This window comes from Pseudoduganella sp. HUAS MS19 (assembly GCF_053615455.1).
The window spans coordinates 6,255,618-6,271,369 of the sequence record NZ_CM132133.1; the positions used below are offsets into that span (position 1 = coordinate 6,255,618).

Annotated in this window: 11 protein-coding genes; 4 read left to right on the top strand and 7 right to left on the bottom strand. The window is 63.7% G+C overall.

Annotation, left to right across the window (positions count from 1 at the left end; genetic code table 11):
- Positions 1-21 precede the first annotated feature (21 nt).
- From ACWBU6_RS28735 to ACWBU6_RS28750, 4 genes are all read left to right on the top strand, one after another.
- Complete coding sequence (locus ACWBU6_RS28735; RefSeq protein ID WP_452646733.1) at positions 22-585, top strand: NADPH-dependent FMN reductase; 564 nt, start codon at positions 22-24, stop codon at positions 583-585.
- Between the two features lie 70 nt (positions 586-655).
- Positions 656-2,332, top strand: a complete 1,677-nt coding sequence (locus ACWBU6_RS28740) for a M14 family zinc carboxypeptidase (protein ID WP_452649631.1) — start codon at positions 656-658, stop codon at positions 2,330-2,332.
- Between the two features lie 10 nt (positions 2,333-2,342).
- Positions 2,343-4,499 carry an FUSC family membrane protein gene (locus ACWBU6_RS28745; protein WP_452646734.1) on the top strand — a complete coding sequence of 719 codons (2,157 nt, stop codon included), beginning with the start codon at positions 2,343-2,345 and terminating at the stop codon, positions 4,497-4,499.
- A gap of 143 nt (positions 4,500-4,642) precedes the next feature.
- The gene (locus ACWBU6_RS28750) at positions 4,643-4,927 is read left to right on the top strand and encodes a YkgJ family cysteine cluster protein (protein WP_452646735.1); all 285 of its coding nucleotides are present in this window, start codon (positions 4,643-4,645) and stop codon (positions 4,925-4,927) included.
- 111 nt (positions 4,928-5,038) lie between these two features.
- On the opposite strand, the gene ACWBU6_RS28755 is transcribed toward ACWBU6_RS28750, so the two are convergent.
- The 7 genes from ACWBU6_RS28755 to ACWBU6_RS28785 all read right to left on the bottom strand — a co-directional run bounded on the left by ACWBU6_RS28755 (position 5,039) and on the right by ACWBU6_RS28785 (position 15,614).
- Positions 5,039-5,848, bottom strand: coding sequence for a hypothetical protein (locus ACWBU6_RS28755; RefSeq protein WP_452646736.1), 810 nt, complete (start codon positions 5,846-5,848; stop codon positions 5,039-5,041).
- Positions 5,849-5,852: 4 nt separating this feature from the next.
- The gene (locus ACWBU6_RS28760) at positions 5,853-6,122 is read right to left on the bottom strand and encodes a transporter suffix domain-containing protein (protein ID WP_452646737.1); all 270 of its coding nucleotides are present in this window, start codon (positions 6,120-6,122) and stop codon (positions 5,853-5,855) included.
- A gap of 178 nt (positions 6,123-6,300) precedes the next feature.
- A complete protein-coding gene (locus ACWBU6_RS28765; RefSeq protein ID WP_452646738.1) occupies positions 6,301-7,776 on the bottom strand; it encodes an APC family permease in 1,476 nt (491 codons plus the stop codon).
- Positions 7,777-7,892: 116 nt separating this feature from the next.
- Positions 7,893-9,008, bottom strand: coding sequence for an NADH:flavin oxidoreductase/NADH oxidase (locus tag ACWBU6_RS28770; RefSeq protein WP_452646739.1), 1,116 nt, complete (start codon positions 9,006-9,008; stop codon positions 7,893-7,895).
- A 215-nt stretch (positions 9,009-9,223) separates the two neighbouring features.
- Complete coding sequence (locus ACWBU6_RS28775) at positions 9,224-9,736, bottom strand: DUF1993 domain-containing protein (protein ID WP_452646740.1); 513 nt, start codon at positions 9,734-9,736, stop codon at positions 9,224-9,226.
- A 47-nt stretch (positions 9,737-9,783) separates the two neighbouring features.
- The gene (locus ACWBU6_RS28780; RefSeq protein ID WP_452646741.1) at positions 9,784-10,773 is read right to left on the bottom strand and encodes a succinylglutamate desuccinylase; all 990 of its coding nucleotides are present in this window, start codon (positions 10,771-10,773) and stop codon (positions 9,784-9,786) included.
- Between the two features lie 140 nt (positions 10,774-10,913).
- Positions 10,914-15,614: an NAD-glutamate dehydrogenase domain-containing protein gene (locus ACWBU6_RS28785; RefSeq protein WP_452646742.1), complete on the bottom strand. Its 4,701-nt coding sequence runs from the start codon at positions 15,612-15,614 to the stop codon at positions 10,914-10,916.
- Between the last annotated feature and the right edge of the window lie 138 nt (positions 15,615-15,752).

Consider the following 15,752-nt stretch of genomic DNA (forward strand, 5'->3'; position numbering starts at 1 on the left):
GTTTTACAAGGAGCCATATCCATGACCAAGAAAATCGCCCTCATTGTCGGCAGCCTGCGCAAGGACTCGCTGAACCGCAAGTTCGCCAACGCGCTGGTGGAAGCTGCGCCGGCCGAACTGCAATTCGAGTTCGTCGACATCGGCGACCTGCCGCTGTACAACCAGGACCTGGACGACGCGCATACCCCGCCGGCCGCCTGGACCGCCTTCCGCGACAAACTGCGCAACGTGGACGGCATCGTGATCGCCACGCCTGAATACAACCGCGCCATGCCGGGCGCACTGAAGAACGCCATCGACGTCGGTTCGCGTCCATGGGGCCACAGCATCTGGAACGCCAAGCCGGTCGGCGTGATCTCCGCCTCCGTCGGCGCGGTAGGCGGCTTCGCCGGCAATCACAACGTGCGCCAGACCATGGTGACCCTGAACGCGCCAGTCATGCCTGGTCCTGAGGTCTACATCGGCAACGGCAGCGCGCTGATCGGCGAAGACGGCAAGGTCAATAACGAAAAGACCAAGGAAGTGCTGGCCGGCTGGGCTGCCGCTTTCGCGAAGTGGGTGGAGGCCAATGGCCGCAAGGCTTAATTCAGGCCTGAAGTGGTAAAATCGCTGACCTCCCCCACTGCAGAAGACTGAGATCCAGACCATGCAAGAAATGCTCACGCCTTACGAAAAAGGCAATAAAAACCAGACTACCCTCTGGACCGAGTGCATCGCCTTCTACGAAGAACTGGCACGCCGCTTCCCGAATATCCTGAAATTTGAACAGGCGGCCGTATCGGACGGCGGCATCCCCCTGCATGTGGGCGTGGTCAGCGCCGACGGCGTTTTCGACCGCGAACAAATCAAGCGCGAAGGCCGTACGGTCTTCTTCAACAACAACGGCATCCATCCCGGCGAGCCGGAAGGCATCGACGCCTGCATGGCCACGGTGCGCGACCTGTGCTTCAAGCCCGAGCTGCTGGCTACCCTGGGCAAGACCGTGCTGCTGTTCGTCCCGGTCTATAACGTGGACGGCTGCCTGAACCGGCAAAATACTTCGCGCGCCAACCAGGACGGCCCGGAGATGTTCGGCTTCCGCGGCAACAGCCGCCACCTGGACCTGAACCGCGACTTCGTCAAATGCGACACGCTGAACGCGAAGTTCTTCAACCAGCTCATTACGGCCTGGGACCCGGACGTGATGGTCGACACCCACACCTCCAACGGCGCCGACTACAGCTACACCATGACCCTGATCCACACCCAGTGCGACAAGCTGGGTGGCGAGCTGGGCGCATTCCTGCGCGACACCATGCTGCCGCAGATTTACGAGGACATGGCTGCCGCCGGCTGGCCGACCTGCCCGTACGTGAACCCGGTGGTGGAAACCCCGGACGAGGGCATTGCCGACTTCCTCGAAACGGCACGCTTCTCCACCGGCTTCACCGCGCTGCACAACATTATCGGCTTCATGCCGGAGACGCATATGCTGAAGCCTTACGCCGACCGCTACGAATCGATGCGCGCCCTGGTCGACACCGTGCGCAACTTCACCGTCAAGCATGGCGAACAGATCAAGGCCATGCGCGCCGCCACCAGGGCCGCGCAGCGCAAGCAGAAGGAATGGGCCGTCACCTGGCGCATGGACGAAGAGAATCCGGGCACTTTCCATTTCAAAGGCTACGCAGCGCAGCGCAGCCCGTCCAGGCTGGGCGACTACATCCGCCTGTCTTACGACCGCAGCAAGCCGTGGGCGCGCGACATCAAGTGGTTCAACCGCTTCCCTGCCGACACCGTGATCAGGGCGCCAAAGGCGTATGTCGTTCCCCAGCAATGGCGCGAAGTGGTCGAGCGCCTGCAATGGAACGGCGTGCAGATGACCCGCATCGAAGCGCCGGCCACCATGCAGGCCCAGTACTACCACATCAACAGCGTCACCTCGCGCCCGAGTGCCTACGAAGGCCATATGTTCCACGACGAAGTGGAAGTCGAAAAACGGGAAGCCGCATTCGAGCTGAGCGCGGGCGACTGGTATATTTCGCTGGACCAGGACAACGCGCGCTACGCCGTTGAAACCCTGGAACCGCAAGGCCATGACTCCTTCTTCCGCTGGGGCTTCTTCAACTCCGTCCTGGAACGCAAGGAGAATATCTCCGACTACGTGTTCGAAGACCTGGCTGCCGACATCCTGGCCGCCGAGCCGGAAACCAAGGCCAGGTTCGAGACCTGGAAGGCCGCCAACCCGGCGCTGGTGAAGGACAAGGACGCAGTGCTGCACTTCATCTTCCACAACTGCCAGCGACAGCGCGAGCCGGAATGGCGCCGCTACCCTGTCCTGTCGATTGTGTAAGACGGGGACCATGCACTACGCACTAGACCCCCGCACCTTCTTCTACAGCCATTACTTCCATCTGGGCCTGCGCTTCGGCGCCGGCCTGGTGGGCGTTATTGCGCTGGCCATGTGGCTGACCGACACGCAGACCGCGATGTCGATCGGCATCGGCGCGCTGTGCACCGCGCTGATGGACATGCCAAGCCCGCTGCGCCACAAGTTCAACGAGATGATGGCATCGGTGCTGCTTTGCACGGCCGTCACCCTGCTGATCAGCCTGTGCGGACCTTATTACTGGCTGCTGATGGTCATGCTGGTGGCAGTGAGCTTCTTCGCCAGCATGATGGTCGTGTATGGCAAGAAGTCGATGCCGCTGCAGCTGGCGACGCTGTTCATCATGACCATGTCGACCGAGCATGTGCTGACGCCGGCGCAATCGTTCGCGCACGCCGGCCTGTTCATGCTTGGGGCCCTGGCCTACCTGGCCTATGCCATGGGCGTGGCCTGGGTGCTGCGCCACCGCATCAAGCAGCAGGTGCTGGCCGAAGCACTGTTCGAGCTGGCGGCTTATATCGACATCAAGGCCGACTTCTACGATACGCGCTACAACCTCACCGAGCAGTTCAACAAGCTGGTACGCCACCAGGCCTTGCTGGCCGACCGCCAGCAGGCGTCGCGCGACCTGATCCTGCGCGCGCACAACAACCGCAAGGACGCGGTGGTCGTGCAGATCCACGTCTGCATGCTGGACCTGTACGAGCAGGTGCTCGCCACCCACACCGACTACGCGGCGCTGCGCACCCACCTGCTCGATTCGCCCGCCCTGCGCACCCTGCACGACCTCGCGTACAAGGCCGCGCGCGATATCGAGTCGGTGGCCTATGCCGTGACCCGCAATCGCGCCTCCTACCCGGAAGTCGACTATTCGCCCGAGCTGATGGCGCTCGAGCAGCAGATCGCCGGCCTGCAGGACGACCTCGACGCCGGCAAGCCGCGCCGCGAAGCCGTCACCGTGCTGCGCGCCCAGCGCAACAAGATCACTGCCATCATCCGCATGATCGGCGAACTGCACGTGTCGAGCCAGAAGGTGTACGAAGACACGCCGTTCTGGCGCGACATGGACATGCAGCCATTCCTGTCGCAGCAGAAGTACGAACTGCAGCTGATGCTGTCGCACTTCCGCATGGACTCGCCGGTGTTCCGTTTTGCCCTGCGCGTGTCGATGGCAATTGCCGCCGGCCTGGCAATCGGCGCCATGCTGCCGTACAAGGCGCACAGCTACTGGATCGTGCTGACCATCGTGATCATCCTGAAGCCCAGTTTCAGCATGACCAAACAGCGGCGCTCGGACCGCATTATCGGCACCGTGATCGGCTGCATCATCACGGCCGTCGTGCTGAAGTTCATGAACCATCCGGCGGCGATCCTGTCCGTGCTGGTGCTGTCCTCCATTGCCACGCCGACCTTCATCTACCTGCGCTACCGCTATGCGGCGATTGCGGTATCGGTGATGATCCTGCTGTGGATGTACCTGGTGGCGCCGAGCAGCAACCTGATCTCCGAGCGCCTGGTGGACACCTTTGTCGGCGCGGCAATCGCCACCGCCTTCAGCTTCGTGCTGGCGAACTGGGAGTACCAGTCGCTGCCGCGCCTGATCAAGCAGGTGCTGGAGGTGAACCTGAGCTATATGGAAGCCAGCTTCGACCTCCTGCAGGGCAAGTACCGCAACGACTTCATCTACCGCATCCAGCGCAAGCGGCTGATGGATTCACTGGCCGCGCTCAGTGCCGCGCTGGTGCGCATGCTGGACGAGCCGGAAAGCAAGCAGCGCGCGGCCGAGGACATCAACCTCTTCATCGTGCAGAACTACCTGCTGGTGGCCCACGTGGCCGCCCTGCGCGCGATCCTGCGCCGCCATGTGCGCGATATCCCGAGCGATGCGGTCAATAGCATGCTGGACACCAGCCACGCTTCGGTATGCCGCACGCTGTCGGTCGCGCTGTCGCGCCACACCGGCGCCACCCCTCCTGCTGCCCCGCTGCGGCGCGAACCGCTAGCGGAACCGGAAGTCGCATGGTCCGGCTGGCCGCTGGTGCAGCGGCGCATCCGCCTGCTACAGGCAGATGCGGATAAGATCATCGTTCACAGCGAAGCGATCGTACGCAACGTAGCCAGGAGCGATTAAGCGGCCTTGAAGTATGCCCCGGTCGCGGCGGCGTAGTCGGGGCCGCGGATCGCGCCTTTGCCCAGTCCAGGCGGATGCGGATAGAATCATCGTTTATCGCGAAGCGATAATTCGCACGTCGCAAACGCTGATCAAGGGATGAGATGTCGCACTGTCAAAGCTGCGGCGCATGCTGCGCCAGTTTCAGGGTTTCCTTTTACTGGGGTGAAGCAGTCCCCGCGCACCTGACGGTCCCCATCACACCCCACCGTGCCGCCATGCGCGGTACGGAAGCGAAACCGGTGCGCTGCATTGCGCTTTCAGGTGAAGTGGGCAAGGAGGTCGGCTGCACCATTTATGCCGAGCGCTCATCCACCTGCCGCGAATTCACCGAATACACTGCTGAATGCAACAAAGCCCGCGCCATGCACGGACTTCCGCCTATTTGACCAGCGCTCCAGCAGGGAACACGATGCCGGCATATAGCCGCGTGCCTGATGCGGCTACTGCGTCTGTTGCGGCGGCATGGCAGCCGGACATCGCCGAAACTCCTCCGACTATCACATTGGGGCGACGTACAGTTTCCCGCCTTTTACGTCGAACACGACGCGATGGCTGCGGAAGAAAGGCGCGCCAAGGATGCCGTCGAACGGGGCGCCATCAAGCTTGACGCGCTGGATCTTCATGCTCAGGTTCAGCGCCCCGCTCATGTCGCGCAGCTCGCACGCTTGGGTTGTATTGCATGCCGCACCAAACTTGATGATGTTCATCTGGGCGCCGGTGTCCAGCACAAATTTAAGCTGCTTGCCATCCACCGCCAGCATCACCAGTGGCCCCTCGCTGCCGTACTTGAGATCGAGGGCGCGCCACTTCGGCTGCCTGAGTTCGACAACTTCGCTCGCATCGAGGATTGACATGGTGCGCTGCTTGTAATCGAACATCAGCGGGAAATTCGCGAAGGCTTCAAGGCCGATAGCGCCGCCGGCACGCGCCTTGGTCAGTTCCGCTTCGGGGCCTTCGGGCGCGCCGCCCCATTGCACGTGGACCTGACCCTGCACGGGCGCGAGCATAGTGGAGCCCACGACGACTCGCTGCACGATAAGACGCGGCGTTTCATACGAGTTGCCATACAGGTCCTTGAACTTCTTTCTCTCATCAAGCAGCTGGACCGAACCGGCCTTGGCGATGGTTTCCGCTGCAACGGAAATGCCCAGGCGCCCGCCGGAGTCAAACATCATGCGAGACGACGTGGCGCCGACCGAGACGTTGAGGAAGGGGATCCCGTTGACGAATTCAAGCGGCACGACGTCCGCTGCGGTGGCATGCTGGCTGGCGGCGGCTGCAAAGATGAAGATTGAAAGGATGCGCATTGGTCTATGTTCGGTCCGTGCTGGATTTCTTTAGCCGCGCCAGCGACTGGCGGGTCCATTTCTTTATATCGGCCCAGTATTCCTTCCCCAGCAGCGCAAGCGCGGCCAGCATCAGCACCTCCCCGATCACGACGATGGCGGAAAGGACCACGAGCTTGTTTGGAATATCGAGGAAGGGAAGCACCGGAAACGCAATCCAGTACAGCAGGACGATCGCCAGCAATACCAGGCCGGCTTTCTTCCTGACGTTCAGTTCCGAGAATTTTGTTTGCATCTGTCAGCGCCGCATTTAGATGAGTGCCCACTCATCTAAATGCAATGATGCCACGACCATGCAACCGGGTCAACCAGCGGGGGAACGCATTTGGCGGCGACAGCGCCGGCGGGATGGATTCCGGCGACCCGACGCGTGGTCGCCGATGGCGGGGCCGGGCGGCCCCGCCTGGGCTTTTTTATGCCTTGTTAAGCCTGGAGTTCCGGATGCCGTAGATGAAGTAAGTCAGCACCGCCACCACCATCCAGATAGTGAAAATCACCTTGGTGGCGTGCGACAGGTTGAACATCAGGTAGCCGCAGGCCAGGATGCTCAGGCCCGGAACCAGATACGGGCCGAAAGGCACGCGGAAACCGCCCTTGGTGTAAGTGCCCGCTGCGCGTTCCTGCGAGCGCAGCACCGGCACGGCGACCGACACCACGATGAAGGCAGTCAGGGTACCCATCGACACCATATCCCACAGGTAGGTGGAATCGACCAGGCCGGCCACTACGCCGACCACCAGGCTGACGATCACGGTGTTGCTGACCGGGGCGTGCGATTTCGGATTCACGCTCTGGAAAGCTTTCGGCACCAGGCCATCCTTGGCGATCGCGTACAGGATGCGGGTCTGCCCGTATATCGTCACCAGGGTCACGGAGAACACCGAAATCACGGCGCCGGCCGACAGCACCAGCGCAGGCCAAGCCTTGCCGGTTACGTTCTGCAGGATGACGGACAGGCCGGCGGCCTGGCCTTCGAACATGTGCGCCGGCTGGGCACCCATGGCGGCCATGGCGACCAGCATGTAGAACACGGTCACCAGCAGCAGCGCGGCGATGATGCCGATGGGGACGTTGCGTTTCGGGTTGCGCACTTCTTCGCCGGCCGTGGCAATGGTGTCCAGGCCGATGAATGAGAAGAATACGGTGCCCGCGGCGGCAGCGATGCCGCTCGCGCCCGGCAGCCATTCGCCAGCCGTAGGCTTGAGGAATGGGGTGAAGTTATTGGTGTCGAAACCGGTGAAGGCGACGGCGCAGAAGAAGATCAGGATCGCCAGCTTGATCATCACCATGATGGCGTTGGCGGTGGCCGATTCCTTGGCGCCGCGCACCAGCAGGAAGCAGCACAGCGTGACCAGGATGACGGGCGGCAGGTTGAAGTGATCCATATGCCACACCGTGCCGTTCGGCGTCGAGACGATCATCGGCGTGCGCAGGTTTTCCGGGATCTGCCAGTGGAAGGCGTTGACCAGGAAGTTGTTCAGGTAATCGGACCAGCCGATCGCTGTCGCACTGGCCGCCAGTCCGTATTCGAGCAGCAGGCAGAAGGCGACGATGAAGGCCATGAACTCGCCCAGGGTGCGGTAGGCGAAGGAATAGGCCGAACCGGCGGCGGGCACGCGGAACGACAGTTCGGCGTAGCACAGCGCGGTCAGGCCGGCAGTCAGCGCCGCCAGCAGGAAGGACAGCACTACGGAAGGACCGGCTTTCGGCACCGCTTCGACCATGGTGAAGAAAATACCGGTGCCGATCGTGGCGCCGACGCCGATCATCGTCAGCGAAAACAGCCCGATGGAGCGGCTCAGGCCCTCCCCGTGCAGGCTCGTGCCGGCATCCGTATCCACCGGGGCCGGTTTGGTACGGGTCAGCTTCTGGACCAGCGATTGATTCACAGGCATATCCTTCAGGACAAAAAAACCCCACGATTATAAGACCTCGCAGTTGCTGTACCTAAAGGATTTTGATGCAGGAATGGCAACCGTGGCGGGCGCCCCACGGAGCCGTCCGGTTAACGCTGGCCCAGGCGCGTTTCGCCGAACAGGTTTTTCAGTTCGCGCGGCTGGGAGCGCCAGTACTGCGGCGGTGCAGCAACCTGCGCCCCCAGGGCGGCTGCCGCCTGCCATGGCCAGCGCGGGTTGAACAGCATGGCGCGCGCCAGGCCCACCATGTCCGCTTGCCCGTTGGCGACGATCGCTTCGGCGTGCAGCGGTTCGGTGATCAGGCCCACGCCAATCGTCGGCACGCCCGTTTCGGCCTTGATGCGCTGCGCAAAATGGATCTGGTAGCCCGGGCCAAGGGGGATCTGCTGCAGCGGCGAGACGCCCCCGCTCGAGACGTGAATGAAATCGGCGCCGCGCCGCTTCAGCTGCTGCGCGAGCGCCAGGCATTGTTCGATGTCCCAGCCGTCCGCCACCCAGTCCGAGGCCGACACGCGCATGCCGATCGCCGTTTCACGCGGCAGCGCGGCGCGTACCGCATCGAACACCTCGAGTGGAAAGCGCATGCGGTTTTCCAGCGAACCGCCGTACCGGTCGCTGCGCCGGTTGGCCAGCGGGGACAGGAACTGGTGCAGCAGGTAGCCATGGGCGCCGTGCAGCTCAATGGCATCGATGTCAAGGGCATGCACGCGCCGCGCGGCTTCCACGAAATCGGCCCTGACCTTGGCCAGGCCTGCGTCGTCGAGCGCCAGCGGCGCAGGTTCGCTGGCAGCATGCGGCAGCGCTGAAGGGGCAACCGTCTGCCAGCCACCACCCTGCCCCGGTGCCAGGGCGTGCCCGCCTTCGAACGGCGGTGCGCTGGAAGCTTTACGGCCCGCGTGGGCAAGCTGCACGGCCAGCTTGATCGGCGCATGGCGGCGGATCGCCTGCACGATGGGCGCAAGCGCCTGCTGGTGCGCAGCCGACCACAGGCCCAGGTCGGCCGGCGAAATGCGGCCCTCAGGCGAGATCGCCGTCGCTTCCAGGATCAGCAAGCCGGCGCCTGACAGCGCCAGGTGACCGTAATGGATCATGTGCCAATCGGTCGCCAGGCCTTCGTGGGCGGAGTATTGGCACATGGGCGCGATGGCGATGCGGTTCGCCAGCTCCAGGGGCCCCAGTGAATAAGGGGAGAACAGGTGGCTCATAAAGTTACAAGTACTTACTATTGATACAGGCTTACGCCTAGCTGGGTGCGGCACGCATTGATAAGCTGCGAAGCATGCAAAACCGCTACTGAGAAGGAGCCAGCCATGTACCGAAAAATCCCGACCGTTTCGTCCCGCTTCAATCCGATGAAGGCGATCTCAGCGAGCGTGCTCCTGCTGACCATGGCCGCCACCTACGCGCTGCAGGTAAGCTTTTAGCCTTCGTAGGGACCCAGGTAGTCGATCTTGCCGATCTTGACGCCCTGGTTCCGCAAGATGTCGTGCAGCGTCACGACATGGAAATAGAAGTTCGGCAGCGCAAAAGTCAGCAGATAGCTCTCGCCAGTGAAGGTTGGCTTGAAGCTGCCGAAACTCAGTGCCACCTCGCGCGTTTCGCTGTTCGCGAAATGCTCCTCCCCCACGCTCTCGATGTAGGCGATCGTGTTCGCGATGCGTTCCTGCAGCTGCTCGAAACTGCTTTCGTTGTCTGGGAATTTCGGCGCGGCGATGCCGCTCAGGCGCTCGATGGAGAGCTTGCTGGTATCGCTGGCGCGCTGCACCTGGGCGGTCAGCGGCAGCATATCGTCGGCAAGGCGTGCCGACAGCAGCGTGTCCGGGACTTTGCCGGTTTCTTCCGCGTGGGCCTGCGCCTTGCGCAGCAGGCTTGCCATCACGTTCAGGCCGCGCACGAAAACGGGCGCGGAGACTTTGTACATGGACAGTGACATGCGCTACTCCTTCTCCGGTGGGTATCCGGGAAGTGTAGCGCAATCCATCAATTCACGCGTGTGACCATCATTCCGGCCCGCAGGCCGATGCGGACGTCGGGGTTGGGGAAGACCACCAGTTCTTCGTCGTGCTGCACGGTGTAGACCGTGTCGCCGTCGCGTGCAATTTCCTCGCCCTTCTTCAGCGCGGTGAAGTTCTGCGTTTCCTTGCCGAAGGCCATCTTGAAGTTGTCGCTCAGCTTGATGATGTTCTGGGCGACCTTGAAGACGTGCGGCTCGCTGGCGGCTTGTGCCGGGGCTTTGCCGCGCAGCAGGCGGTCCAGGGCAAGCTTCGCATCTTCAAACTGCGTGAGGTCGTTCTTGCCCAGGGTGCCGATGCGGCCCAGCTCAATCGTGGTGCCGGCGGCGGCGTGGTGCTCCGCGCTGTAGTAGCTGTAGGTGCCGGCCGACGAGGGGTTCATGATGATGGCGCCGATGGCCGCTTCGCCCAGCCACCCAACCAGCTGCCGCTTTGCTTCGTCCGCGATCAGGTCGGGGACGATGGCGAAGGTTGGGTAAGCGCTTGGGCGGATTGCCGTATGCAGGTCGAGGTGCCAGCGCTCCTTGCCGGCGGTGGCGAAGAAGTCGCTGGTGGCGGCGATCATCACATCGGCACGTGCGGCTTCGGCGGTGCCGGCCAGGGTGCCGCGTTCGGCGCGGAACATGCGGTTCAGGTCTGCATCGATGAAGCGCTTGGCCTGGCGGATGGCGCCGATATTGCCGACGCAGAGCATCAGGTCGACCTGCAGCGATTGCGGTGCTTGCGCCAGGGCGTCGAGCAGGTAGGCCACCAGCTCGATCGGGCCGGTTTCGTCGCCGTGCACGCCGACCGAGACCAGGACGGCGGGACGTCCGGGCTGCTCGCTGCGGATGGTGAGGATGCCGTCGGCGGGTTGGCCGACCTTGAAGCCGGCGTTCGTGAAACTGTTGGCTACCGCGCTGAAGTTGGCTTCGGCGAGGGCGCGCACTGCGGGGGGGATTGTTTGATAGTCTGCCATTCTTTGTTGCTGTTTCTTTTCTGCTCCGCCAAAACCGGTAAACCAGTGTCAGACCCGCAGGGTCCGACACTGATACGCGGCGGCTGCGGGCTGGTGTCTGACCCTACGGGTCAGACACCGATTCACCGGTTTATCATGTTTCAGGCTGCCATACCGACAGCATTGACCGCCTCCGACAACGCCCACACATCCAGCATCGCCTGCTCCAGGTCGGCCGATGCCGCGTAGCCGGACAGGCCCAGCGTGCACGTCACCAGCTCGACCGCTTCGACCGCATCGTGGCCGTTGGTGGCGCGTGCCAGCACCTGCGACAGCAATTTCTGCTGGGTGCGGCGCAACGCCTGCTGCGCATAGCTGCGCAGGTGTTCCTGCGACTTCGACATCGCCGGCAGCTTGAGGCCGCGCTCCAGCGTATCGATGCCGGCTTGCGAACGCAGCGCCATGCCCACCGCCAGGAAGCCAGGCAGGTCCATGCCCGCGGGGCGCTTGACCGACAGCGCCGCAAACACAAACGCGGCCACGCCTTCCAGCGCATCCACGGCATTCCACGCCTGCACGAATTCGGCGCGCAAGCCGGTGTGGGTTGCCGCTTCCGATTGCACATCGGCCGCCATCTTGCGCACGGTGGCAGGGTCGGCGAACAGCTTGGTCAGCTCGGCGATGCCGGCGCCGCGCAGCTGGTCTTTCGGCACGCCCAGCACGCCCTCCATCACCGCTTTGAGCATGGCGCGGGTACGCGCATCGGCGCGCATTGCGACGTTGCGCGGCACCGCCAGCGCATCGGCATCGAGGGTGTCGAAGATTGGCGCCAGGTCCAGCGCGGACCATGCCTGGCCCCAGGCCAGGATCACGTCCTGCTCGGAGCAGTTGTTGGCCGTTGCCAGGTCGCGGATCATCAGCGGGCCGCAGCGGTTCACCACTTCATTCGCCAGCACGGTCGCCAGGATGGCGTTCGACAGCGGATGGTTCAGCGCAGGACGGGTTGCCACCAGCTGCTCAGGGAAGTAAGGACGCAGCACGTTCTCTGCCCAGCCCTCGTCCGTCAGCGGCATGGCCGACAGCAGGCGCTTGTAGCGGTTCTTCACGTTGGCGATGACCACCGCCAGTTCCGGCGTGGTCAGGCCGCGGCCATCGGCCTTGCGGCGCGCCAGTTCGGCCACGCTTGGCAGGTGTTCCAGTTCGCGCGACAGCGCGCCCTCTTCTTCCAGGTCGGCGATCAGGTCGGCGTAGCCGTCCTGCACATGCGCTTCGGACTGGGCCTGGTATTCACGCACCAGCAAACGGGTTTGCTGCGTATTGTCGCGCAGGACCAGGCGCTCCACTTCCATGGTCATGTCGTTCAGCAGCTGGTTACGGGCCGCCTCGGTGGTCTGCCCGGCGTTGACTTCCACGTCCAGCCACATCTTGCAGTTCACTTCATGGTCGGAGCAATCCACGCCGGCCGAGTTGTCGATCGCATCGGTGAAGATACGGCCGCCGCCCAGGGCGAATTCGATACGGCCGGCCTGGGTTGCGCCCAGGTTGCCGCCCTCCGCCACCACCTTGCAGCGCAGCTCATTGCCGCTGACGCGGATATTGTCGTTGGCGCGGTCTTTCACCTGCGCGTGGCTCTCGGCCGAGGACTTGATGTAGGTGCCGATACCGCCGTTGTAGAACAGGTCTACAGGCGCCAGCAGGATGCGGTGCATCAGTTCCTCCGGCGTCAGCGAAGTTTCCTGGATGTCCAGCGCGGCGCGGACTTCAGGCGACAGCTCGATGGTGCGCGCGGTACGCGGGAACACGCCGCCGCCTTTCGAGATCAGGTCCTTGTTGTAGTCGTCCCACGAGGAGCGCGGCAGGGCAAACATGCGCTGGCGTTCGGCGAAGGATTTCGCGGTGTCCGGATTCGGGTCGAGGAAGATGTGGCGGTGGTCGAAGGCCGCCAGCAGCTTGATCTGGTGCGACAGCAGTACGCCGTTGCCGAATACGTCGCCCGACATGTCGCCCACACCCACCACGGTGAACGGGGTGGTGTTCATGTCGTGGCCCATCTCGTAGAAGTGGCGCTTGACCGCTTCGAACGCACCCTTGGCGGTGATACCCATCTTCTTGTGGTCGTAGCCGTTGGAGCCGCCGGATGCAAAGGCGTCGCCCAGCCAGAAGCCGCGCTTCACGGCAATGCTGTTGGCAATGTCGGAGAAGGTCGCGGTGCCCTTGTCTGCAGCCACCACCAGGTACGGGTCGTCGTTGTCGTAGCGGACGGTGTCTTCAGGCGGAACGATCCTGCCCAGCACGCGGTTGTCGGTCATCTCCAGCAGGCTGGCGATGAACAGGCGGTAGACGGCCTCGCCTTCCGCCGCGATCACGTCGCGCGGCGCGTCTTTCGGCATCTGCTTGCAGACGAAGCCGCCCTTGGCGCCGGCTGGGACGATCACCGCGTTCTTCACCATCTGCGCCTTCACCAGGCCCAGCACCTCGGTGCGGTAGTCTTCCATGCGATCCGACCAGCGCAGGCCGCCGCGGGCGACCGGGCCGCCGCGCAGGTGCACGCCTTCGAAGCGGCGAGAGAACACATAGATTTCACGGAATGGACGCGGTTCCGGCACCAGGTGCAGGTTGCTGGTGTCGAACTTGAAGATGATCTTGTCGCCCTGGCCCGCATTCTGGAAGTAGTTGGTGCGCAGGGTCGCCAGCATCAGGTCGATCATGGCCGCGAAGATTACTTCGGAGTCGGCGTGGTTGATCGAGGACAGGCGGCCCTTGATGGCCAGCAGCTTGTCCCTGGCGGCGATGCGGGTCGCTTCCGGCAGCGCCGGGTCGAAGCGCTCTTTCCATGCATCGACCAGCTCCTTCACCAGTGCCGGGTGGCGGCGCAGGATCTCCGCCATGTAGCGCACGGTGAACTGGGTACCGGCCTGGCGCCAGTAGCTCATGTAGGCACGCACCAGCTGCACTTCGCGCAGGCGCAGGCCGCCTTCCACGACCAGGCCGTTCAGGCGGCCGTCTTCGGCTTCGTTGTTGAACAGGGCGTTGAACAGGTCTTCCGCCACCTGTACCACGCCCGGGCGCGACAGTTCGGCGGCACTCTGCGCATCCACGGCCAGGCTGGTCACGAAGTGCTTCTTGCCGTCCGCCGTGCGGATGGTGTGGGCCGACTCGCGCTCGATGGCTACCCCGGCGTTATGCAGCGCAGGCAGGATCGACGACAGCGCAGGCACGCGCTCCACCGAATACAGGCGGATGGTGGTGGCGGCATTGCCTTCGGAAGGCAGTTCGACGCGCACTGCGACGCGCTCGTCCACGCCATTGCGCAGGATCTTGTCCAGGTCATGGAAGGCCACGCTTGGCGGCGTTGCTGCCACGTAGTCGACCGGCAGCGTGGAGCACAGCTTGCGCAGGCTGTTGCGCAGCGGCTCTTCGCCAACCTTGTCGGCCAGTACGGAGAATTGGTCATGCCAGCCATCCAGCACCGTCAGCAGCGGACGCTGGATATCGCTTTCCAGGTCCAGCGGATAGCGCGCGGCGTGGGCGATCAGGTAGAGGCGGGCCAGCGGGCCGTCCGACACCAGGGTTTGCGAGCTGACGTGGGTGGCGCCGGAGCTTTCCTGCAGGGCGCGCGCCAGCGCGTGCGCCACGGATGCGGAGTAGCGTTCGCGCGGCAGGTAGACCAGCACGTTCAGGTGGCGGGCGTAGACGTCGCGGCGGGCGAACACCTTGGCGCGCGGCTGCTTGTACAGCGACACCACGGCGCCGCACACTTCTGCCAGCCATTCCGGTTCCGCTTCCAGCGCTTCGGTGCGCGGCAGCGATTCCAGGATCTCGATGAATTTCTCAGCGCGGAAGCCGGTCTCGCGCACGCCGGCAATCTTCAGCACTTGCGCGATGCGGCCGCGGGCGAACGGCAGGCGCGCCAGCGGGGTCAGGTTGGCGGCGCGGGTGAACAGGCCGACGAAGCAATGCTCGCCCAGGATGGCGCCCTTGCCGTCGGTGTGGCGCACGCCGATGAAGTCCAGCGACTGGTCGCGGTGCAGCGTGCCGCCCACGTCGGCCTTGACGATCGACAGGGTATGGGCGCGCTTGGACAGGGTGTCGAAGTCGCCCGGGATATTGGCCAGGCAGGTGCCGTAAATCGGGTGCGCGGTGTCCTGCAGCACGCCGATGCGGCTAGGGATGTCGCGTTCCAGCTCGCGTGCGCCCGGCTTCACCTGGTAGTAGGCGTAGCCGTGCACTTCGAAGCCTTCGTCGCGGGTCCACTGCAGGAAGGCTGCCACCTCCTGGCCTTCTTCGCCGTGGCCGGCGGATTCGGTGGCGACGGCGGTGAAGCGGTCCTTCATTGCAGCCAGGTCGCGCTTCACGACGGCGGCGTCGCGCGCCACCATTTCGATGCGGTCGGTCAGTTCCTTCAGCGGGCCGTCTTCCAGTTTTTCTGACAGCAGGCACAGGACCATGGATTCGAGCTTGTCGCCCTTCTGGCCGACGGCTTCAACGCTGCCATCGGCGCTGCGGCGAACCGGCAGCACGGCGTTCAGCACGCCGTTGGAGCCGACACGCAGCTTGCGCATGGCGATCACGATGGAGTCGACCAGGTAGGGCATGTCGTCGTTGACGATCAGCAGCGCGGTGGCGCGGCCGCCGCGCGCTTCATCGTACTGGAGCTTGGCGATCTGGCAACCGGAACCGGTGCGCTTGGCCAGTTGGGTGAAACCTTCCACAAGGACCGGCGCCAGGCTGCCGGGAGACAGGTCGGCCAGGTCTTCGTCGTCCAGGGAGCCGAGCCAGGCTTCGATCAGTTGGGCGATCGGGCCGCTGGCTTTGACCAGTTCGAGCGTTTGCTTGCGCAACTCTTGTGGCATTTGTTTCATCTGCTTCTCCAAATACGTTGTAGGTATCTTGTTTTCCAAACCGGTAAACCGGTGTCCGACCCACAGGGTCAGGCACCGGCTGCTCGCCGGCCAACGATGCTGCTTGCACCGACGCATTCGAACGGAGCGGTGTCTGAC

Bases quoted from the DNA above. Each gene is read 5' to 3' on its own strand.
- ACWBU6_RS28775 (WP_452646740.1), bottom strand. From the start codon at position 9,736: ATGTCACTGTCCATGTACAAAGTCTCCGCGCCCGTTTTCGTGCGCGGC.
- ACWBU6_RS28750 (WP_452646735.1), top strand. From the start codon at position 4,643: ATGTCGCACTGTCAAAGCTGCGGCGCATGCTGCGCCAGTTTCAGGGTT.
- ACWBU6_RS28755 (WP_452646736.1), bottom strand. From the start codon at position 5,848: ATGCGCATCCTTTCAATCTTCATCTTTGCAGCCGCCGCCAGCCAGCAT.
- ACWBU6_RS28735 (WP_452646733.1), top strand. From the start codon at position 22: ATGACCAAGAAAATCGCCCTCATTGTCGGCAGCCTGCGCAAGGACTCG.
- ACWBU6_RS28770 (WP_452646739.1), bottom strand. From the start codon at position 9,008: ATGAGCCACCTGTTCTCCCCTTATTCACTGGGGCCCCTGGAGCTGGCG.
- ACWBU6_RS28780 (WP_452646741.1), bottom strand. From the start codon at position 10,773: ATGGCAGACTATCAAACAATCCCCCCCGCAGTGCGCGCCCTCGCCGAA.
- ACWBU6_RS28745 (WP_452646734.1), top strand. From the start codon at position 2,343: ATGCACTACGCACTAGACCCCCGCACCTTCTTCTACAGCCATTACTTC.
- ACWBU6_RS28785 (WP_452646742.1), bottom strand. From the start codon at position 15,614: ATGAAACAAATGCCACAAGAGTTGCGCAAGCAAACGCTCGAACTGGTC.
- ACWBU6_RS28760 (WP_452646737.1), bottom strand. From the start codon at position 6,122: ATGCAAACAAAATTCTCGGAACTGAACGTCAGGAAGAAAGCCGGCCTG.
- ACWBU6_RS28740 (WP_452649631.1), top strand. From the start codon at position 656: ATGCTCACGCCTTACGAAAAAGGCAATAAAAACCAGACTACCCTCTGG.